The organism is Thiocystis violacea, from assembly GCF_016583575.1.
GTDB classification, from domain to species: domain Bacteria; phylum Pseudomonadota; class Gammaproteobacteria; order Chromatiales; family Chromatiaceae; genus Thiocystis; species Thiocystis violacea.
On the sequence record NZ_NRRG01000031.1, the window covers coordinates 21,600 to 38,962 of the forward strand.

The 17,363-nt window shown below is 65.9% G+C and carries 9 protein-coding genes; 2 read left to right on the forward strand and 7 right to left on the reverse strand.

Features of this window, described 5'->3' with window-relative positions; translation table 11 throughout:
- Positions 1–165: 165 nt before the first annotated feature.
- From CKO27_RS14775 to CKO27_RS14790, 4 genes are all read right to left on the reverse strand, one after another.
- Complete coding sequence (locus tag CKO27_RS14775; protein WP_200375672.1) at positions 166–2,076, reverse strand: sialidase family protein; 1,911 nt, start codon at positions 2,074–2,076, stop codon at positions 166–168.
- A gap of 123 nt (positions 2,077–2,199) precedes the next feature.
- Positions 2,200–3,282 carry a hypothetical protein gene (locus CKO27_RS14780; protein ID WP_200375673.1) on the reverse strand — a complete coding sequence of 361 codons (1,083 nt, stop codon included), beginning with the start codon at positions 3,280–3,282 and terminating at the stop codon, positions 2,200–2,202.
- Positions 3,283–3,721: 439 nt separating this feature from the next.
- A complete protein-coding gene (locus CKO27_RS14785) occupies positions 3,722–4,675 on the reverse strand; it encodes a GNAT family N-acetyltransferase (RefSeq protein WP_200375674.1) in 954 nt (317 codons plus the stop codon).
- 117 nt (positions 4,676–4,792) lie between these two features.
- Positions 4,793–7,360, reverse strand: coding sequence for an O-linked N-acetylglucosamine transferase, SPINDLY family protein (locus CKO27_RS14790; protein WP_200375675.1), 2,568 nt, complete (start codon positions 7,358–7,360; stop codon positions 4,793–4,795).
- A 68-nt stretch (positions 7,361–7,428) separates the two neighbouring features.
- Here CKO27_RS14790 and CKO27_RS14795 point away from each other — a divergent pair, with 68 nt between their 5' ends.
- Positions 7,429–8,295 (forward strand): PIG-L family deacetylase, encoded by an 867-nt coding sequence (locus CKO27_RS14795; RefSeq protein ID WP_200375676.1) that lies wholly within the window; start codon positions 7,429–7,431, stop codon positions 8,293–8,295.
- 35 nt (positions 8,296–8,330) lie between these two features.
- Here the strand turns inward: CKO27_RS14795 and CKO27_RS14800 are convergent, their stop codons facing one another.
- Together CKO27_RS14800 and CKO27_RS14805 are read right to left on the reverse strand one after the other, a co-directional pair.
- Complete coding sequence (locus tag CKO27_RS14800; protein ID WP_200375677.1) at positions 8,331–9,611, reverse strand: BPSS1780 family membrane protein; 1,281 nt, start codon at positions 9,609–9,611, stop codon at positions 8,331–8,333.
- 31 nt (positions 9,612–9,642) lie between these two features.
- Positions 9,643–11,622, reverse strand: coding sequence for a tetratricopeptide repeat protein (locus CKO27_RS14805; protein WP_200375678.1), 1,980 nt, complete (start codon positions 11,620–11,622; stop codon positions 9,643–9,645).
- Positions 11,623–11,860: 238 nt separating this feature from the next.
- On the opposite strand from CKO27_RS14805, the gene CKO27_RS14810 reads away from it, so the two are divergent.
- Positions 11,861–16,708 carry an nSTAND1 domain-containing NTPase gene (locus CKO27_RS14810; RefSeq protein WP_200375679.1) on the forward strand — a complete coding sequence of 1,616 codons (4,848 nt, stop codon included), beginning with the start codon at positions 11,861–11,863 and terminating at the stop codon, positions 16,706–16,708.
- Here CKO27_RS14810 and CKO27_RS14815 read toward each other — a convergent pair.
- On the reverse strand, positions 16,687–17,352 hold the full coding sequence (locus CKO27_RS14815) for an ABC-type transport auxiliary lipoprotein family protein (RefSeq protein WP_200375680.1): 666 nt from the start codon (positions 17,350–17,352) through the stop codon (positions 16,687–16,689). The genes CKO27_RS14810 and CKO27_RS14815 overlap by 22 nt on opposite strands.
- Positions 17,353–17,363 lie beyond the last annotated feature (11 nt).

The following is a 17,363-nucleotide window of genomic DNA, read 5'->3' on the forward strand; positions in this document are numbered from 1 at the left end:
TGTAAAAATAAGGGAATCGGGGGATTCAGCCGGAGGCGATCTCCAACGCTGGATCCTCATGCCGGTCGTGGCGCGCGCGAACGGGTTGCCCACGCCATACAAGCCGCCGGCGATGATTCATGGAATCACCGCCGGCCAATGGACTCCTGGATCCAGGGAGTCGAATCAATAGCGTGTAAAGACGATGTCCTGCGATTCGATGACGAACTCGCTCACCCATTCGCCATCCAGCCACAGCCACCGATTCGTCACCGGAACCTCGCGCTCGGGTTGGCTGACGATCTCGCCGGTTGTCGGCACCTTGAATTCCGGCACCGAGGCCCGGATCGTCGTGATCACTTCCGCGATGGGGCCTTTGATCTTGATCGAATCGACCTTGGCTTCGCTGTACTTGATCTTCCCCATATTGGAAAGGTAGATATTGAGCGGCATGCGCGCCCTGAAGAAGGGGTCAAGATAGGCATATGCCTTGGTGAAGTCCGCCTGCGTCATCGCGCTCCAGTATTCCTCGGCGCGCTTGCGCAGGACATCCTCTCGAGTCTCCATCTCCTGCGAGCGCCGCGCTTTGGCCGCGTCCGCGAGATCGGCCAGAGCCTCTCCACCGATGTCCAACTGGATCAGTTGCTTGGATTCCAGACTGTCATCCGTGTATTGCTCGGCGATCACATGAAAGGTATCACCCGACGCATAAACGGCATTGGGCTCATACCTCAAGCCAAGATTGATCCCGCGCGGACGTGGCAGAGGCACATCGCTGAGCGCCCAAGTCTGACCATAGTCGTTCGATAGACTGGCGAACAGACCGGAGCGGATTTCACGCCAATCCTCCCAGACAACCAGCACCTGACCCGGTTTTCCGCCGAAGGCCACCGACGGATTGCGAGCATGGAAAAGAGCCAGTGGATCCTCTCGACCGTCCCCGGCATCCGCGCGGGCACGCAGCGGAGCGGCCTTCGACCAGCTATCGCCGCGATCGGCGGAACGGATCAGGTAGACATCCTGTTTGGCCTTGTCGTTCGTCCGACGATCACGCCCACTGACAGCGATCAGGATGTGACCCTCGTCATTGGCCGCCAGTTGCAGGCTCGAAATGTCGAAGCCACGAAGATCATCGAATGAAAAGCGAGTCCAGGTCCGACCATTATCGTCCGAGCGTACCCCTTCGAGACGGAAATCACGTCGGTCGGCACCGTACTGGCCGAGCCAGACAGCGAACCATCGCGAACCCGAATGGAAGGCTTGAAAAATTGGCGTGACCTCGGGAACCTCGGCGATTTCAACCAGATCGTTAAAGCTACTCGCGGAACTTCCCGAAGCCGTCTCGGCCGAGCGAAAACGCGAAACGATCTGTTTAGTCTCACCGCTCGACCGCCAACTGAAGGCAATCAGATTACCCTTGGCATCGGTCGCCATGACCGGATAGATCCCGGCCATCACCAACTCAGTCGGAGAGAGTTCCTGGGTGGCTCGATTCAGGTTCCTGTAATAGAGGTTATGCACCTCGCCTGTCGGCTGACCGGATTTTTCGCCATACCACAGCAGGTGGGTCCGACCGCTGTCGTCGGTATCCGCCAGGAATCGGGCCAGGGGCTCCGTATCGCCGCCGATTTCCAATGGCTTGATGGTCGCGGTGTCGGCCGCCAGTGACTCCGTATCCAGCAGGTAAAGTCCTTTCGCGGGATGTTTATCGCGCCATAGAGCAATGGCACCCTTGCTAGATGCCGCTATCGCAAGCCCCGAGGGAGCCTGGGCGCGCCCTTCGGGAACCAAAAGGCGCTCCAAGCCCTCGGGATCGAGCAAGCGGAGCAGACGGTTCTTGTCATAGTAGGCTAGCCAACGTCCGCCAGCCGTATCCAGTCTGTACTCCCAGGCACCGGTAGCCTCCATAACCGCGGATGTCACGGGCTTAAAGGAAGCGGATTTCTCTTCCTGACCCACCGCATACAGCGGATTAGAAGCTAGAAGAGCGCCGAGTGCGCAGCCCCAAACAAGGCTTTTGAACCTTTTTAAATTCACTGAAATCCTCGACATCAACTCTGAGTTCAGACGACCCAACTGAATAGACTGGGCGATCAATCAACACACATGCGCAAAAAAGCCGCCCGGAGGCGGCCTTTTTGCGTGTGACTCTTTGGCTACGACTAGGAAGCCAAAGTATCACATCCGATGCGGAAATTGCTCAAAGAGCAAACGCATCAATCACTCAGGAGCGAACATGATGGCGTTGTTGTAGGTGCCACCGACGGCCTCGCCATTGATGGTCGCGCCAGCGTTGTACTCAAGCTTGATCACCACGGCGCCGTCATCCCAGTCGCTCCTAATCGCGCTAGCAGATGGAACCGCACTGTTGGTTGCGTCGAATACAGCGGGAACCCAAGCCGTAGCGGTCGCGTTAGGCACGACTCGATAGTTATGGACCTTAGCCCAGCCACCGTCACCGAGGCGCGCCAAGGTGCCATCACTCAACATATCCGCCGCGTTAACACGAGCGACACAAACCACATCCTGAGGAAGCGTGCCGGAAATCAGATTCTCATCACGGTCGAACATATCCCCACGACTGGAGGTCACGAACTCAACGCGCGCGCGATAATTATTCTGGAAGTCAGGGGCCTGCTCGCCATCCACAGGCGTCACGAAAAACGCGGTCGTCACCTCGGTGAAAGGCATGATGGCGACATTCGACGGACTTTCGGAGGCTTTGGTGATGTAGTTCTGATCGTTCGAGTCATGCGCTTGATAACCCCAAGCCGCACCACTTCCGAATTCAAAAATGAACGCCTCACCAGCCAGAGTTTGCCCACTGTCAGCTACCGGAGCCACGCCATCGCTGTTGTCGACGAAGAGATAGCCACGAGCTGGCAGTACGCTGCGGCCAAGCGCGTAGTCCCGACCGGACGCCACCCACTTGTTGTTGATGCTTGGGTCGTTGAAGAGCACGCCTGCGGTTTCAGCCCCGAAGACGCCACCAAGATCAATCGTCTGGATATCGTTCTTACTGGTAGGCAGGTACTCGTCGTACTCCTCGCACGGGGCGAGCAGATCATCAGCCGCCGCACCAGACTTATAATAAAAGCGATAGTGCAGAAGGTTGGCTGTTGTACTTGCGATACCGGATTGGTCGTAATTATTACTGGTTGTGTTGATGACGCTGACGATCGTGGTGACGGTCGTGCTCAGAGCGGCATAGGGAAAGAAGACGCTGTCGGCCTGCGCAATACCAACCGCCGAAACGCCGATGGCTGCCGCGACCGCGGATGCGAGTGTGTTTTTTGCGAACATCGCTGGAGTTCTCCTGTGATTCACACGTTACAAACTGATCAAATTTTTGAGTATTCCGGATCTCGCGGGATACTCGATGATGGAGTTAGCGGGAGCGCCGCCCATCCGAAACGCATGCCACGCTGGCTCGCGGCTCGATCAGGAGTCTACACCACAAATTGTTGTTGTCAACCCACATCCATCGATTTAGCGACGCTTCCATAAGCAAATCGGGCCGGGACACACCGGAAAAAGCCCGCGAAAGCGCTGCTTTAGCCGACTTTTCAAGACCCTTGCCGCGACATGTTGCATATTGACAACATTTGACGGAAATGTCTCTGGCCAGGCTCTTTTCGGTCTTCTCGCTAGCACCGCACTCGATAAATCGACTCTTTCCAGCCAGATCGAAGTCACCGGCCGCTGATCCGGCCACTGTCGCGATCGCTCGGGGCGCATCGGCTCAGTGGATATCCACGTCGCCCATCGTATAGTACAGAAGATTCGCGGCCATCTCAGTGTCGATGGCGCTGGCCCAGCGCATGTTGGCCACCACGACCGGCGTTTCCAGTCCCGGCGAGCCTATCCCCGAGCGGTAATCCCGAGGAAGCCAGACTCGCAACGCCTTCCGATCGAAAGCGACCTGGGGATCCGCCGCCAGCGCGCCAAGCGCTCGCGCCGCGGAAGCCCTGGGCACCAGAAAGTCGACGACGCTCGGCCCCGCTCCGCCCTCGGAGCAGACGGCCCAACCGCCGAGCCGGCCAAGACGTGTCAGCCCGTGGAGTCGATAACGATGGCTGGGATTCTCGGCATAGCGCCACCGGAGATAGGCACGGTCGCGGATCAGGCTCAGGCGACACTGGTCGCGCGAACGGTCCCAGATCGAATCGATCCGAACGTCATCCCAGGACAGCGGCCCGACACGCCAGGGATTCGCGAAGCTCCGGGGGCCTGAGAGGAGCGACTCGACAGCCATCTCCATGGATGCATAGACGCCCGATCTCTCGCCGATCAGGTACGGACGGCGACCCGGAAAACCATAGCGAAAGGCCGTCGGAAGCCGTTCCGCGATACGCGACAGGAGATCGCGCAACATAAGGGTGAACAGATTGTTTCGGCCCAGGCCACCTCGGTGCCTTGGGTGCACCATCACATCGCAGACCTGAACGAAAGGAATCGGCGAGCCCTGGAAGCATCCAGGCAAGGTCAGCGCGCCCGCATGACCGACGATGTCGCCGCGCCCATCCACGGCGACGAGAGAATCGGCGGGCGCGTAGCGAGCGGCGAGCGTCCGGCTGGCCCCGTATTTCCAGTGCCACTCCTCGGCGGTCCTGGTCTCCCCGAACACGGCGGCGAACAACTCAAGAAGCGCCGCTTCGTCATTGGCCCCGGCGACACGCAGTTCATATTGATCCATTTACAAATTATCCAGCGAGGCGAAGCGATCCCGCAAGATCTTTTTCGTTCGTCATCCGTGTTCGGCATCACATCCGTCAAGCGATTCCGCCCCGCGCCTCCGGCGTTCGCTCATCGTTCAGTCTCCCCCCATGCATCCCGCGCCGGCTTGAATCGGCTCAAGCCGACAGGGTTCCAACCCATCCATATGCCGCTCCCAGATACGCCGGTAGAGCGCTTCGAGATTGCGCGCGAAACGCTCGCCGTCAAAGAATGGAGCCCGATCGCGAGCCTCGATCAGGCGCGCCTTCAGGTCCGCGAGCCGCGCGGGATGGGTCGCCAATTCAAGCGCCAGCGCTTGATACTCATCGAGATTCGCGGCGATCAGCTCCCGGACTCCCACCGCGGATAGCAGGCTCGCGGCCACGCGGGACTGGAACGTCTCTCCGAGGCAGGTCACCAGGGGCACCCCCATCCAGAGCGCGTCCGATGCCGTGGTGTGCGCGTTTACGGGAAGTGTATCGAGAAAGAGATCGGCCAGAGCAATCCGCGCCAGGTGTTCGGCTTGGGGCCGTCGGTCGGCGAAAATCAGCCGATCCTCCGAGACGCCTCGATCCGCCGCCGCCCGCGCAAGATTAGCTCTCACGGCGGCCGTTCGCGCATAGAGCCACAGAACCGAATCCGGAACGGCCTGGAGCAGGCGACACCAGCGATCGAAGACATCCGGGGTAATCTTGTAGGGATCGTTGAAACAGCAAAACACGAATCCGGTATCCGGCAGCCCGACCGCCGCGCGGGTCGGTGTCTCCGCGACCCGACGACGTTCATCCACGGGGGCATAGGCATCGGGCAGATAGGCGATGGCTTCGTCGTAATGGGCGGTCTGGTCGGGCGGAAGCACGATCGGATCGGCGATCAGGTAATCGATGAATGCGGCACCCAGCCCCCCCGGAAATCCCAGCCACGTTACCTGAATGGGGCTGGGACGCAGCGCCAGGATCTCGATGCGGGCGTTCTTGGTGTAGCCCTTGAGGTCGACGAGGATATCGATCCCATCCTCGCGGATGCGGCGCGCCGCCTCAAGCGGACCCATCGGGCGGATATCGACGAAGTGCTCGAAGGCCGCCCGAAGACGCCCGCGCATCGGCCCGCCGTCGTCATGTCCGCTGGAATAGGCGAAGACCTCGAACCGGTCGCGATCATGGCGCTCGAACAGCGAGGCCGTCAGGTACGCCGTGGCGTGCTCCTGGAAATCGTCGGACAGATAGCCGATCCGCAATCGCGCGTCCGCCGGTTTGGAAGCGCGGGCCTGAAGTTCATCGGCGCGGGCCGACCATGGAGCGTATTCGCTCGCTTGCAGGCGAGCCACCCGCCGCAGATCGGACGCCTCCAGGCCGGTCAGCGCTATCGCCGTGAAGGGTTTGACGACCGGCCGGTCGGCACGGCGGATCAGATCGAGGAGCGCCGTCTGGCGTTCGGCCAAGTGGTGCCAGTCGCACACATGGAGTTGGTTGCGCACCAGATCGCCGAGCAAGCTGGCCGGCTGGTTGCCGAAACGCTCGAAGCTGTTCCCAAGCACCTCCACCGCATCCTCGAACCGACCAATGTCGGCCAGCAGGGGGGCGACCGAGATGGCGCGCTCGGGACTCGTGGCGCGCTCCTTGACAACCTTCGCGGCGAAATCGAGCAGGGGGAACCGAGCCTCGGCGGAGATCCCGCCGGCCGGCCCATCCTCGGCCAGTTTGTAGGCGGCCTGTAACAGACAGTAGTTCGCTGACGTCAGGTCGGGGGCGAGCCTCACCGCCTGAAGCGCATACTGAAAGGCGCCTTCGAGATGATCCTGGGTCAAGGCCGCGTCGGCGGCGTTGTTCCAGGTCTCCGCCCGGAGGGGATTCAACATCAGGGACTGCTCGAAGGTCTTGCGCACGCCCTCGACATCGCCAAGTCTCGCGCGAACCACACCCAGGTGATCCCAAAGCTCGGCGCGACCGGGGATGAGTTCGCAGGCACGCGCCAATGCATCGCCAGCCTGGTCGAAGCGTTTCAGGGCCATCCAGCCCAGGCCACGCAGGTGATGCCCTTCGCCCCAGGATGGCTGTTCCGCGAGCCAGCCATCCAAATCGGCGAGCAAGGTCTCGATTCGTCCCGACTGGTAGTCCCTCAGCGCGCGGGCAAAGGGTTCCTGGAGTCGTTCATGGACGGCCGATCCCTTGGGCATCGCCAGGGGGCTGTCCGGTGGCTCATGCGACGCATCCGCCACGGCTGGCGAGAGAAAACCATCGCCTGGCCCCGGCTCGCGACCCGCGGCTTGGGCGGCGATCCAGGCTCGCCATCGCGCCAGGGTATCGGCCGACACCCCCGCGCGCTCGCCCTCGGCCACGAGAGGCTCGGCCTCCATCCAGCGACCGGCGCGAAGCCAGGCATGCAAGAGGGCCGCGCGAAGCACCTCGGATGTCGGCCACTGCCTCACCGCCCGCCCGAGAAACGGCAGCGAGGCCAGTCCCATCCCCGAGTCGATCAGGGCGACACCCAGGTTATAAGATGCGACGACCCGATCCGGCCGAGCCCGCAGGGCGCGAACATAAGCCTCGATGGCCGGCTCGATCTCACCTCGGCGATGCGCGGCGATCCCCTCGACCAGCGGATCGCCAGGCGTCGAGGCAGGCGACGGCGGCTTGGATGACCAGGAAATCGAATAATTGATCAAGACGGCACCTGATTGAAATGAGCGTTTCGGAACACGAATTCGTCCCCTATCACGCCGAAAAATCACTCGTGGAAAAAGGATCCGCGCTGGTCCTGGCCCCGCACCCCGATGACGAGGTGTTTGGCTGTGGGGGGGCGATTATGCGGCATATCGAGGCGGGAGACCCAGTGCGGGTGGTCATCGTCACGGATGGCGCCTTTGGCCGCGAGGCCGACAAGGGCGACCTGGCCCGCGAACGCCAGCGGGAGTCCCGATGCGCCGCCGCCGTGCTCGGCTATGGCGAACCGGTCTTCTGGGGATGGCCGGACCGGGGTCTTGAGTACGGCGAGGGACTGATCGGACGAATCCTGGAGACGATCGAGGAACAGGCGGCGGAACTGGTCTATGCGCCTTCCTGGTGGGAGATCCACCCGGATCACCTGATTCTGGCGCTCGCGGCGGCGGAGGCCGCGCGGCGCGTCCCGCGCCCTATCCGACTGGCCATGTACGAGGTCGGGGTTCCGCTGCCTCCCAACCGATTGCTCGATATCACGGATCTGCAAGGGCGCAAGCAGTCCGCCATGGCCTGTTTCACGAGCCAACTGGCGCGGCAGGACTACGACCGGCATGTCGCCGCCCTCGATACGTTTCGGACCTATACCCTGGCCTCCAGCATCCGGGCGGCGGAGGGCTATCGATTGCTGACCAACCAGTCCTTGCGCGAGAGTCCGCTGGACGCCATGCGCCCCTCGCCCCGGACATCCTTGAAGGACCTGGCCCAGTCGCTCCGGGTTCCACCCGCCCCGGAGGCGAAAGCCGAGGAAATCCAGCGGCTGACGACCCGGCTCCAGGCCCAGCGCCAGGAAATCGAGGCCATCCATCGCTCGACCTCCTGGCGGATCACCGCGCCCCTGCGCTGGCTGGTCTCGCGCCTTCGAGGAAGAGCGAACCATTGACGGCACTGGTCGAGTGCTGCGGCTCCTCAGCGGTATCAGCGGTAATAGATGTCCCGATAGGCGGCGTAGATGGAGATGGTCAGGATCGGCAGGACCAGGAGCCATCCCAGGAAGAAGGGCAAGGCGCCCACCACCACCATGACCAGGGCGACGAGACCGAAGACCAGGAAGGGCAGGATGTTCTTCAGGCAACCCATGAAGCTGAGCTTGAAGGCGCGCATGACCGGGACATCGTCCAGGGCGACGAGCGCGGGAGCGAACACCATGGCCATCGCCAGGGGCATGCCGAGCAGGAGCGCGAACAGCACCGGCAAGACGAACACCGGCCCCATGGCCATGGCGTCCAAACCCGGCTGGCTCATCATCGAGTCGCTCATCATGAATCCGGAGCTACCCAGCACGGCCAAGAAGAGCCCGCCGATCACCAGGCCGATCAACACCGCGAAGACGAGGTAGACGACCCCCACCAGGGCCAGTGGCCCAGGCTTTCGAGACAGTCCCGCGAAGAGCTGACTGACGGCGAAACCCTCGCCCCGGTATTGGGAATGCGCGCCCATCATGAGGCCGGCGCTGAGCATCGGACCCAGGAGGCTGGTCGCCAGACCACCGAGGATGGGAACCAGGCTGATCACGATGATGATCAGATAGAAGATCAGCAAGGCGCCGATCCAGGTCCCCGGCGCCTGCTTGAACAGTTCCCAGGCTTCGAGGATCCAGGCCCAGCCACGACCCGCGGCAACCGGCCGGGGAAGATTGAACGCGTCCGCCCCGGTGTCGAGCGAGGGCGGCGTGAGGTCCGCTTGGGGCGGGGCGTAGGGGTTGCCCTTGGTCGGGGTCTCGCCGCCACCCTGGCCGTGGGAAGCCAAATAGCGCTCCACCACCACGCCGCACACCTGGCAGACACCGGTGAGATCCGAGACCTCCTTGGCGCCGCACTTGGGACAGCGCGACCAGGTGCCATCGGACGTCGCGCGCGGTTTCGCCTTGACCGCGGTCGATCGCGCGTGAGCGCCGGCGCCGGCTGGCGCCGCCGGAGGAATCGGATAGGCACTCAGCTCGGATTCCGCTTGCGTGGAGGCGATGTCCTGGGGCTCGATGCTGATCATCATTCCGGCGGCCGTGAGGGCCGCGCGGTAACGTTCCGCCTCCTCGGCGGTCAAGCTCTGCTTGAGAACCCGTCCGCTGCCGTTCAACACCAGCTCGCGCGCCGTGTCCTCCCTCATGCGGAACTTCCTGGCCAGGCGATCCACGACGTCGGTCGTCTCCTGGCCGGGCATCAGATGTCCGGAGTACAGGATTCGATAGCGTGCATCCATGGTGATGTCTCCTCTATTCGGTGGAGCGATTTCAGACCGTGCAGCGCTTCAACCAGGCCAGGATGCCAGGCTCGGACGCCCAGACGTCGAGCATGGCCTCCCGATACAGCCAGGCCTGATCCTCGCCGCCAGGCGTGACGCCGAGCGGACTCAGACGCGGTTGTTTGATCCGTTTGCGTGTCAGGTAACGCGGGATGCCCGGCAAGCGCCGAATCGCCGTCTTGAGAACCGAATGCGCCCGGTCCTCGCGGCCAAGCCGGTAGAGCGCGAGCACCTCGCCATAGGCCAGATCGGCCAGCAGGTCGTCCGGAAAGCGGTGCGCCAGGGCCAGGGCCCGCTCGTCCTCGCCGTCACGCAGATAATGGTTCATCAGTTCCGCGCGCGCGCCATGGTTGTCCTGGGGGTTGAGACGCAGCAGGGTCTCCAGGGTCCGAACCGCGTCCTCGGGCTGGCCCTCCTGAATCTGGCGTAGATAACGCCGAAAGAGCAGGCGCAGCGCGGGGCGATTGGGGGTGGCGGACCAGGGAATATGGCGCCCGTCCTCCGGGGGGAGCGCCCGCGCCAGGATCGACCAGGCCCGGTCGAGCAAGGGCCTGAGCAGGGCATGCGCGATCCAGGGCAGGGCGCTTTCCGGATGTTCGTAGAGCGCGGTGACCAGATCATCGAGCACGTCGAGGCTATCGGCCAACTCGGGATGGCCGAGCAGATACTCCAGCCATTCAGGCTCGGACCAGGCATCGGCCCCCTCGCTCAGGGCCAGATGGGTCGAATAAGGCTTGGCGGCCGGATAGAGCGATCGCCAGATGGACTCGGATTGTCCGACCGACACCGGCGGACTTAGCTCGACGGGGATGCCGCCGCGGGCCGACGGCCCGGCGGTCGGGATGTCGAGCGCTCCCGCCGCGACGTGCGATTGCCGGCTCGCTCCACCCGTTCCCTCGAAGAGATCGAGCTGACCGGCCAGAACCCGCGGCCCGCCTTGGCCGCGGAGGCCGACGAGCCCATAGTCGGGCAAGGGTCGGGCGCCGATGAGCGCGATCCAATCGTGGAGATCCACCAGGAGCGGATCCAGGGCGTCGGCATGGCTGTTCACCATGGCCTCTTGCGGATCCACGACGGCCCGCTCCAGGAAATCCATGAAGCTCTCCTCGCCGAATCCCAGCCGCCGGAACTTGTGCCGCCAGAAACGCGCCCGTTCACGCGCGAGCCAGTCCTTATGCTGGGCCGCCAGCAGGGTGATTTCCAGCAGGGCGATGCTCGGATTGTCCGGATCGCTGCGCAGGGCGGCGGTAAAGGCCGTCTCGGCCTGGACGTAATCGCCTTCGTCGATGTGGATGGTGCTGCGCCGCTGCCAGGCCGCCGCCCGCATCGCACGACTGCCTTCCGCACAGATCCGGTCGAGGAAGGCGAGCTTCTTGCGCCAATGATCGAGACGATCGTAGGCATCGCAGAGGATGTCCAGGGCCGGTTCGTAGCGCGCGTCCAACGCCTCCAGGGAGTTGGCGAAGATCGGCTCCAGAAGCGCGACGACGCGGCCGGGCCGGTCCTCGTCCAGCCAGCGATCGGCGATCTTGGCCAGCAGCGGCCCGGGAACGGCCTTGCGGTCGAGCGCCTCGCGCAGGACGCGCTCCGGCAGTTCGTCGAGCAGGATCTCCCAGACCAGATCGCTCGACAGCTCCGGCATGTCGTCGAGGTTGCCGCAACAGAGGCCATGGCGCAGCCCCGAACCGCAGGAGCAGGGCGAATCGGGCGAGGGCGCGGCGATGGGGAGCGGCTGGAAGGCGTTGGAGGGGAGCGGGGTCGCGTTCCAGATCAGGGTCGCGAGCAGGGTCGTCAGCCGGGCGACCTCGACCGGATCCAGATAGGACTCCGACAAGCCCAGCGCGTCCGGGATGTATTCCCGCGCCCAGCCCAGATACAGCGCCGCGTCCGGCGCGGCCAGGATCCGTCGGACCGACTGCACAATGACCTGCTCGAAATGCTCGGCATCGGCGGTCTCGTGTTGGACCATGACAGATTACTCCGCTCATAATGAGGTCGGCGAGTACGCCCGACCATCGCGCGGGCTGGAGCGGAGCGGGCTGGACCACATGAGCTCCAAGTGCGCGACGTCCCGCTCCGAATTCAACCCGTTTCATTGTAACCTGCCGCTTGATTCTTGTGTCGATCCGGGATGTGAACCGGATCGCGCCATCGTGGCTCGGGGCGCGGATCCGCCCCGGCGACCGACTCCGGAGCGCTTTCCAGCCATGACCGAACACCAGGTTCGCATCTTCGTCTCCTCGCCCTCCGATCTGGAGCACGAGCGCGCGCTCGTCAAGGACATGATCGCGTCCCTGGCCCAGGAGTACCGGCCTTATTTCAAGGTTCAGGCGGTGCTCTGGGAAGAGGAGGCGCTGACCGCCGCCCAGAGCTTCCAGGCCGGTCTCCTGCGTCCCGCCGAGTGCGAGATCGTGCTGGTGATGCTCTGGACCCGGCTCGGCACCCCGCTCGCCGACGATCCCTACGGTGGCATGACGGGCACCGAATGGGAGTTCGTGGACGCGGTGGAGGCCTCGGCGCGGCACGGCAGCCCCGAGGTCCTGGTCTACCAGAAGACCTCGCCGCGTCTGGTCGATATCAACGATGCCGAGGTCATCCGGCGCGCGGTCGCGGATCGGGATCGGCTCGAAGGCTTCTTCCGACGCCATTTCTTCAATCCGGACGGCAGCTTTCGCCGCGCCTTCCGTCAATTCGGCAGCGACACGGTCTTCCGCGACCTGGTCGAGACCCAACTGCGCAAGCTCCTCAACCGACGCATCAGCGCCGAGCGCCGCTTCGCCGGCGGGCTCGCGGACTGGCAGGGCTCGCCCTTCCGCGCCCAGCGCCCCTTCGACAGCGGCGACGAGCGGGTCTTCACCGGACGCGAGACCGAGACCCGCGAGCTGATCGCCCGGCTCGACGCCCTGAGTGTCCCGGGCCAGGGCCTGCTGTTGCTGACGGGGCCGAGCGGGGTCGGCAAGTCCTCGCTGCTGCGCGCCGGAATCCTGCCCCATCTGGCGCGGCCCTATCGGTTCGCCGGGGTGGCCGGCTGCCGCTGGAGCCTGATCGAACCCGATCGCGACGACCCGCTCCAGACGCTCGCCGGCGCGCTCGCCGCCCCCGGCCTGCTGGGCGGGGCCTTGAGCGCACTCGGACTGGACGCCGGTCGCCTGCGGGGACTGCTGGCCAGCGCGCCCAAGGTCGCGGCCGGACAGATCCAGGCCGCCCTGGAGCAAACGGCGCGCGACCTCCGGGGCGCGGCGGCCGAGGCCGAGGGACGGCTGCGACTGGCCCTGCTCCTGGATCCGCTCGATGCGCTCCTCGACCCCTCGCGACCGCTCTCCGAGACGACCCGAGCCTTCGCCACGGCGCTGGTCGCGCTCGCCGAGCGCGACGGAATCTGGGTCATCGCCACCCTGCGCGACGACCGCCTCGTCGCGCTCGAACAGCTTCCGGAGCTGGCGGCGCGACTTGAGGCGCCGAGCTGGTATCGGCTTGAACCGCCCGCCCCGGCGCGGATCCGGCAGGTGATGGAGATCCCCGCGCGGGTCGCCGGGATCGAGTTCGAGGAGCGGAGCGCCGCAGCGGCGCTCGGCCTGGTCGAGGCGCTGGAGTCGGAGGCGAGCCGCGCGATCCACTGGCCGCCCCTGCTGGAGCAGACCCTGGAGGACCTCTACCGGCAAGCACTGGCGCGCGCCGAACCGGACCTGGGCGCGAGCGGCCTCAAACTAACCCTGGCCGACTACCAGAGCCTCGGTGGACTGAGCGGCTCGCTGCCGCGGCGCGCCCGCGCCCTCTGGTCGAGTCTGGATCCGGCTGTCCGCCAGGCCCTGCCCAGGCTCTGCCGCGCCCTCGTCGCCTTGGAGGGCGCTCGCGCGCGCGCGACCGAGCGGGAAGGCGACCTCGCGACCCTGAGACGCGATCCCGGAGGCGCGGACCTGCTTCAGGCCCTGATCGAGGCGCGGCTGGTGGTCGCCGCGTCCATACCGGAGGTCGCCGGGCGCATCCAAGGCCCACCCGCCGGCCAGGATCCCTGGGACGCGCCGAGACGCCTCATCGGCCAGATCCGCGAGGAGTGGCGCGCGCGCCGAGCGCGCGGACGCGCCGAGAGCGCGCTCGCGACCCTACTCGCCGAGCCGGATCGCGCGCCGCCCGAAGACGAGGAGCCGCCCCCCGGCTGGCGGGATCAGCGAGCGGTCGCCTATTTCATCCATCCCGCCCTGATCGAGCAATGGGAGCCGATCGGGACCTGGCTCGCCGACCCGAGCAACCGCGCCGAACTCATCCTGCGCCACCAGATCTCGCGCCAGGCGCGTCTCTGGAAGCGCACCGACGGCAATCGCGAGCATCTGCTCGGCGAGTCCGGCTTCGCGGCGGCGCGGCGCTTCGCCGAGGCGCATCCCAGCGAACTGGAGCCCCTGGAACAGAGCTTCCTGGAAGCCTCCTGGTCGCGGCTCCGGCTCCAGCGACGACGCAACCGCACCGCCATCGGCGCCGGCCTGGCGGTGATCCTGATCTTCGCCGGGATTGCCCTCGGCGCCCTGATGGACGCCTCCCGCGAGGCCAACCTCAATCTCCAGAACGCCCGGCTCCAGGAGGCCCAGGTCGCCATCGCCCGGGGCAACACCCCCAAGGCGCTGCGGCTGGCCTGGGAGGCCGGCCGCGACCTGCCCGACGCGGCGACCAACACCCTGACCCAGGCCATCGCGAGCAATCGGCTGCTCGCCATGCTCCAGGGCCAGGGCGACACCCAGGCGCTGACCTTCCGCGAGGACGGCAACGAGCTGATCCGCCTCGGCGCGGAGACCGGCGCCCAACGCTGGCGCTTGAGCCAGGACCACTTTCTCTTGCAGGAACCCCTGACCCCACCCGGATTTCCGATCCAGCGCATCGAGTACATCGGTCGGGAGGGGGAACAAACCATCATAGGACTGGGACCGCAGGGTGCCTGGAGACTGCCGGCGAACGCGGATCGCCCGCCCGACTGGCCCTGCGGCCTGGGGGATGACGATGGCGCCATCCATGTACTGGACCCGACCGGCCAATTCCTGGCCATCGCGCAACGGAAGACTTCAGAGACCTCGTCGCTCTGTCTCCTGGATCCGACGCGACCGGGCGCGCCGCTCTGGAGCCAGCCGGAAACGCCGGCGGCGATCCGCGGCCTCGCCTTCTCGCCCGACGGTCGGCGGCTGGTCACGGCCTCGCGCGATGGCGTGGCGCGCGTCCTGGACAGCCGCGACGGCGAACAGCGACTGCGCCTGCCGCGCGAGGGCTCGCTCGGACGCCCCGCGAGCCTCGCCATCTTCAGCCCCGACGGCCAGCGCATCGCCGTCGCGACCCTGGATGAGCGGGTGCGGCTCTTCGACCCGAAGGGACGGCAACTGGCCGAACTCGGCGTCATGCGGCGCGGCCAGCGGGTGCTGAGGATCCATCAATCCGCGGTACGCGCCCTCGCCTTCTCGCCGGACGGTCATTTCCTGGTCGCCGGGGATGGCGCCGGGCAACTGGTGCGCTGGGATCTGCGCACCCAAACCGCCGAGGTGCTCGGCCACCACGACCTGGGCGTCGACCTGATCCGCATCGCGTACGAGCCGGACCCCTTCCTCGCCGAGCACCTGGTTCTCAGCGTCTCCCAGGACCGCACGGCGCATCTCTGGAGCCTGGAGACAGGCAAGGAGCTGGCCGTCCTCAGTCACGAGACCAACCTGAACGACGCCCGTTTCAGCCGTGACGGGCGGCGTGTCATGACCACCGCCTCGCGCGAAGGCGGCGCGCGACTCTGGACGGTGGAGCCGCGCAGCCTGCCGGCCTTCGCGCTGCCCCAGGAGGATCACGTCCGTCACCTCGCCATGGCCGAGTCGCCGGCGAGCCAGGATGGCTCGCGGGATCTGCTGATGGCGACCGCCTCCGATGACGGCCAGGTGGAGCTTTGGGTTCAGGCGGGCGGAGCCGAGTCCGAGCCCCCGGTCAGACGTCGCGCCTTCGACGCGCATGAAGGGCGGGTACGGCAGGTCGAGTTCTCGCCCTCGGCCCGTTGGCTCGCGAGCGCCGGCGCGGACAGCGTCGCCAGGATCTGGGATCTGGCCGCCGAGACGGACTGTCGGATCCGGGTCGGTCCCGAGTCCGAGGTCTGCGCGACGGATGGCGGCACGGACTGCCCGACCCTCTACGACCTCCTGTTCGCGCCGGACGAGCGCGAGCTGGTCACGGCCTCCAGCGATAGCCGCCAGCCGGTCCGCTTCTGGGATCCCGCCACCTGCGCCGCCCTGCCGCGACCCGAGGCCTTCGGCGAGATCGGCGTCGCGGTTCGCGCCTTGGCCCTGGGTCAGGGCGCGGAGACCGAACGGCTGCTCGCCATGGGGGCGAACGATGGATCGCTGCGGCTGATGCGGCGCGCGCCCGACGGGGACTGGGTCTTGCACTGCAACCTCAAGGCGCATCGCGCGAGCATCGTCGCGGTGCGGTTCGCGCCGGATGGGCGCTGGCTCGCCGCCGCCAGTCGGGACGGACGGGCCTCGCTCGTTCGGATCGACGCGGCGGGCTGCGGCGAGCCGCGCTATCTGGACGGGAAGGCCGGAAGCCTCTACGACGTCCAATTCGCCCCCGATGGGCAGGCGTTGGTGACCGCCTCCTTCGAGGCCGCGGCCCATGTCTGGTCGCTCGACGGGCGGCGGCTCGCGGAGCTGACGGGGCACGGCAATCGCGTCGTCTCCGCGAGTTTCAGTCCGGACAGCCGCTGGATCCTGACTGCCTCGCGCGACGGCTCGGCGCGGATCTGGAAGCGCCCGGACCGGGCGCTATCGCAACCACTCTCGGCCTACCTCGTCCTGCGGGCCGATCTGGGCGCGGCGACCCAGGCCCGTTTCACCCCGAACGGGCGCTCCATCGGCGTGGGTTACTGGGGGAATGCCGCCCTGCTGTGGCGGCTCTGGAACCAGGACGCGGACCCGGAGCTGATCCCGACCTGGGGCCGGGAGCGCGCCCGTCTGGTCCCGCTCGTGGAGGCGCGCCGACTTCAGCGCGTACTGGAGTCGGGGGCGAACGCGGCGGCGGCTCAGGTTCCCGCACCCGACTGAGCCGGGGTTTGCAATAGCGGCCTCGACGTCCGCAGGTCGCTCAAGACCTCGGCGGCCAAACGGGCGGCCAACCGATTGAAGGCTTCGGCCATGGCGTCCGGCCGGTTGGCGGCCAGCGGCTCGGTCGCGCTGTACTGGCGGGTCCAGAGCGAGCGGCGGTCATCCGCCTTCACCAGCGACAGACTCAGGGTCGCCGCGACCACTGGGGGCCGATCCGTGGGCCGGTGCTCGAAACGGATCAACTCGCCGCCGAGCAGGAAATCCGCCCTGGCCCGATCCGCCGGAATGATCACCTGAGTGAAAAGACCCGCCTCGCGAATGGCCCTGGCCAGGACGCTCGCCATGGCGCGCGGCAAGGGTTCGTCCCACAGATAGACCTGGTAGCGATCCACCGCGAGCGGCCGCTCCTGGGTGCGGTAGAGGATCTGGCGTCCACCGAGAAAGCCGCGCGCCGCCAGGTCGTTGACCAGCAGGCTGGCCGCCAGCGGCGGTCCGCCGGCCGACGTCTGGAAGTCCGGATCCAGCGTGTAATAGCGATCGCGCGGCACGGGAGGCGCGGTGCCGCATCCACCAAGCATCAGGCTCAGCAGCAGGCTCAGCGCCAGGAACGGCCTCGGATCGCGCTTGAATGGGGATCTACTCATTGGAGTCCGTG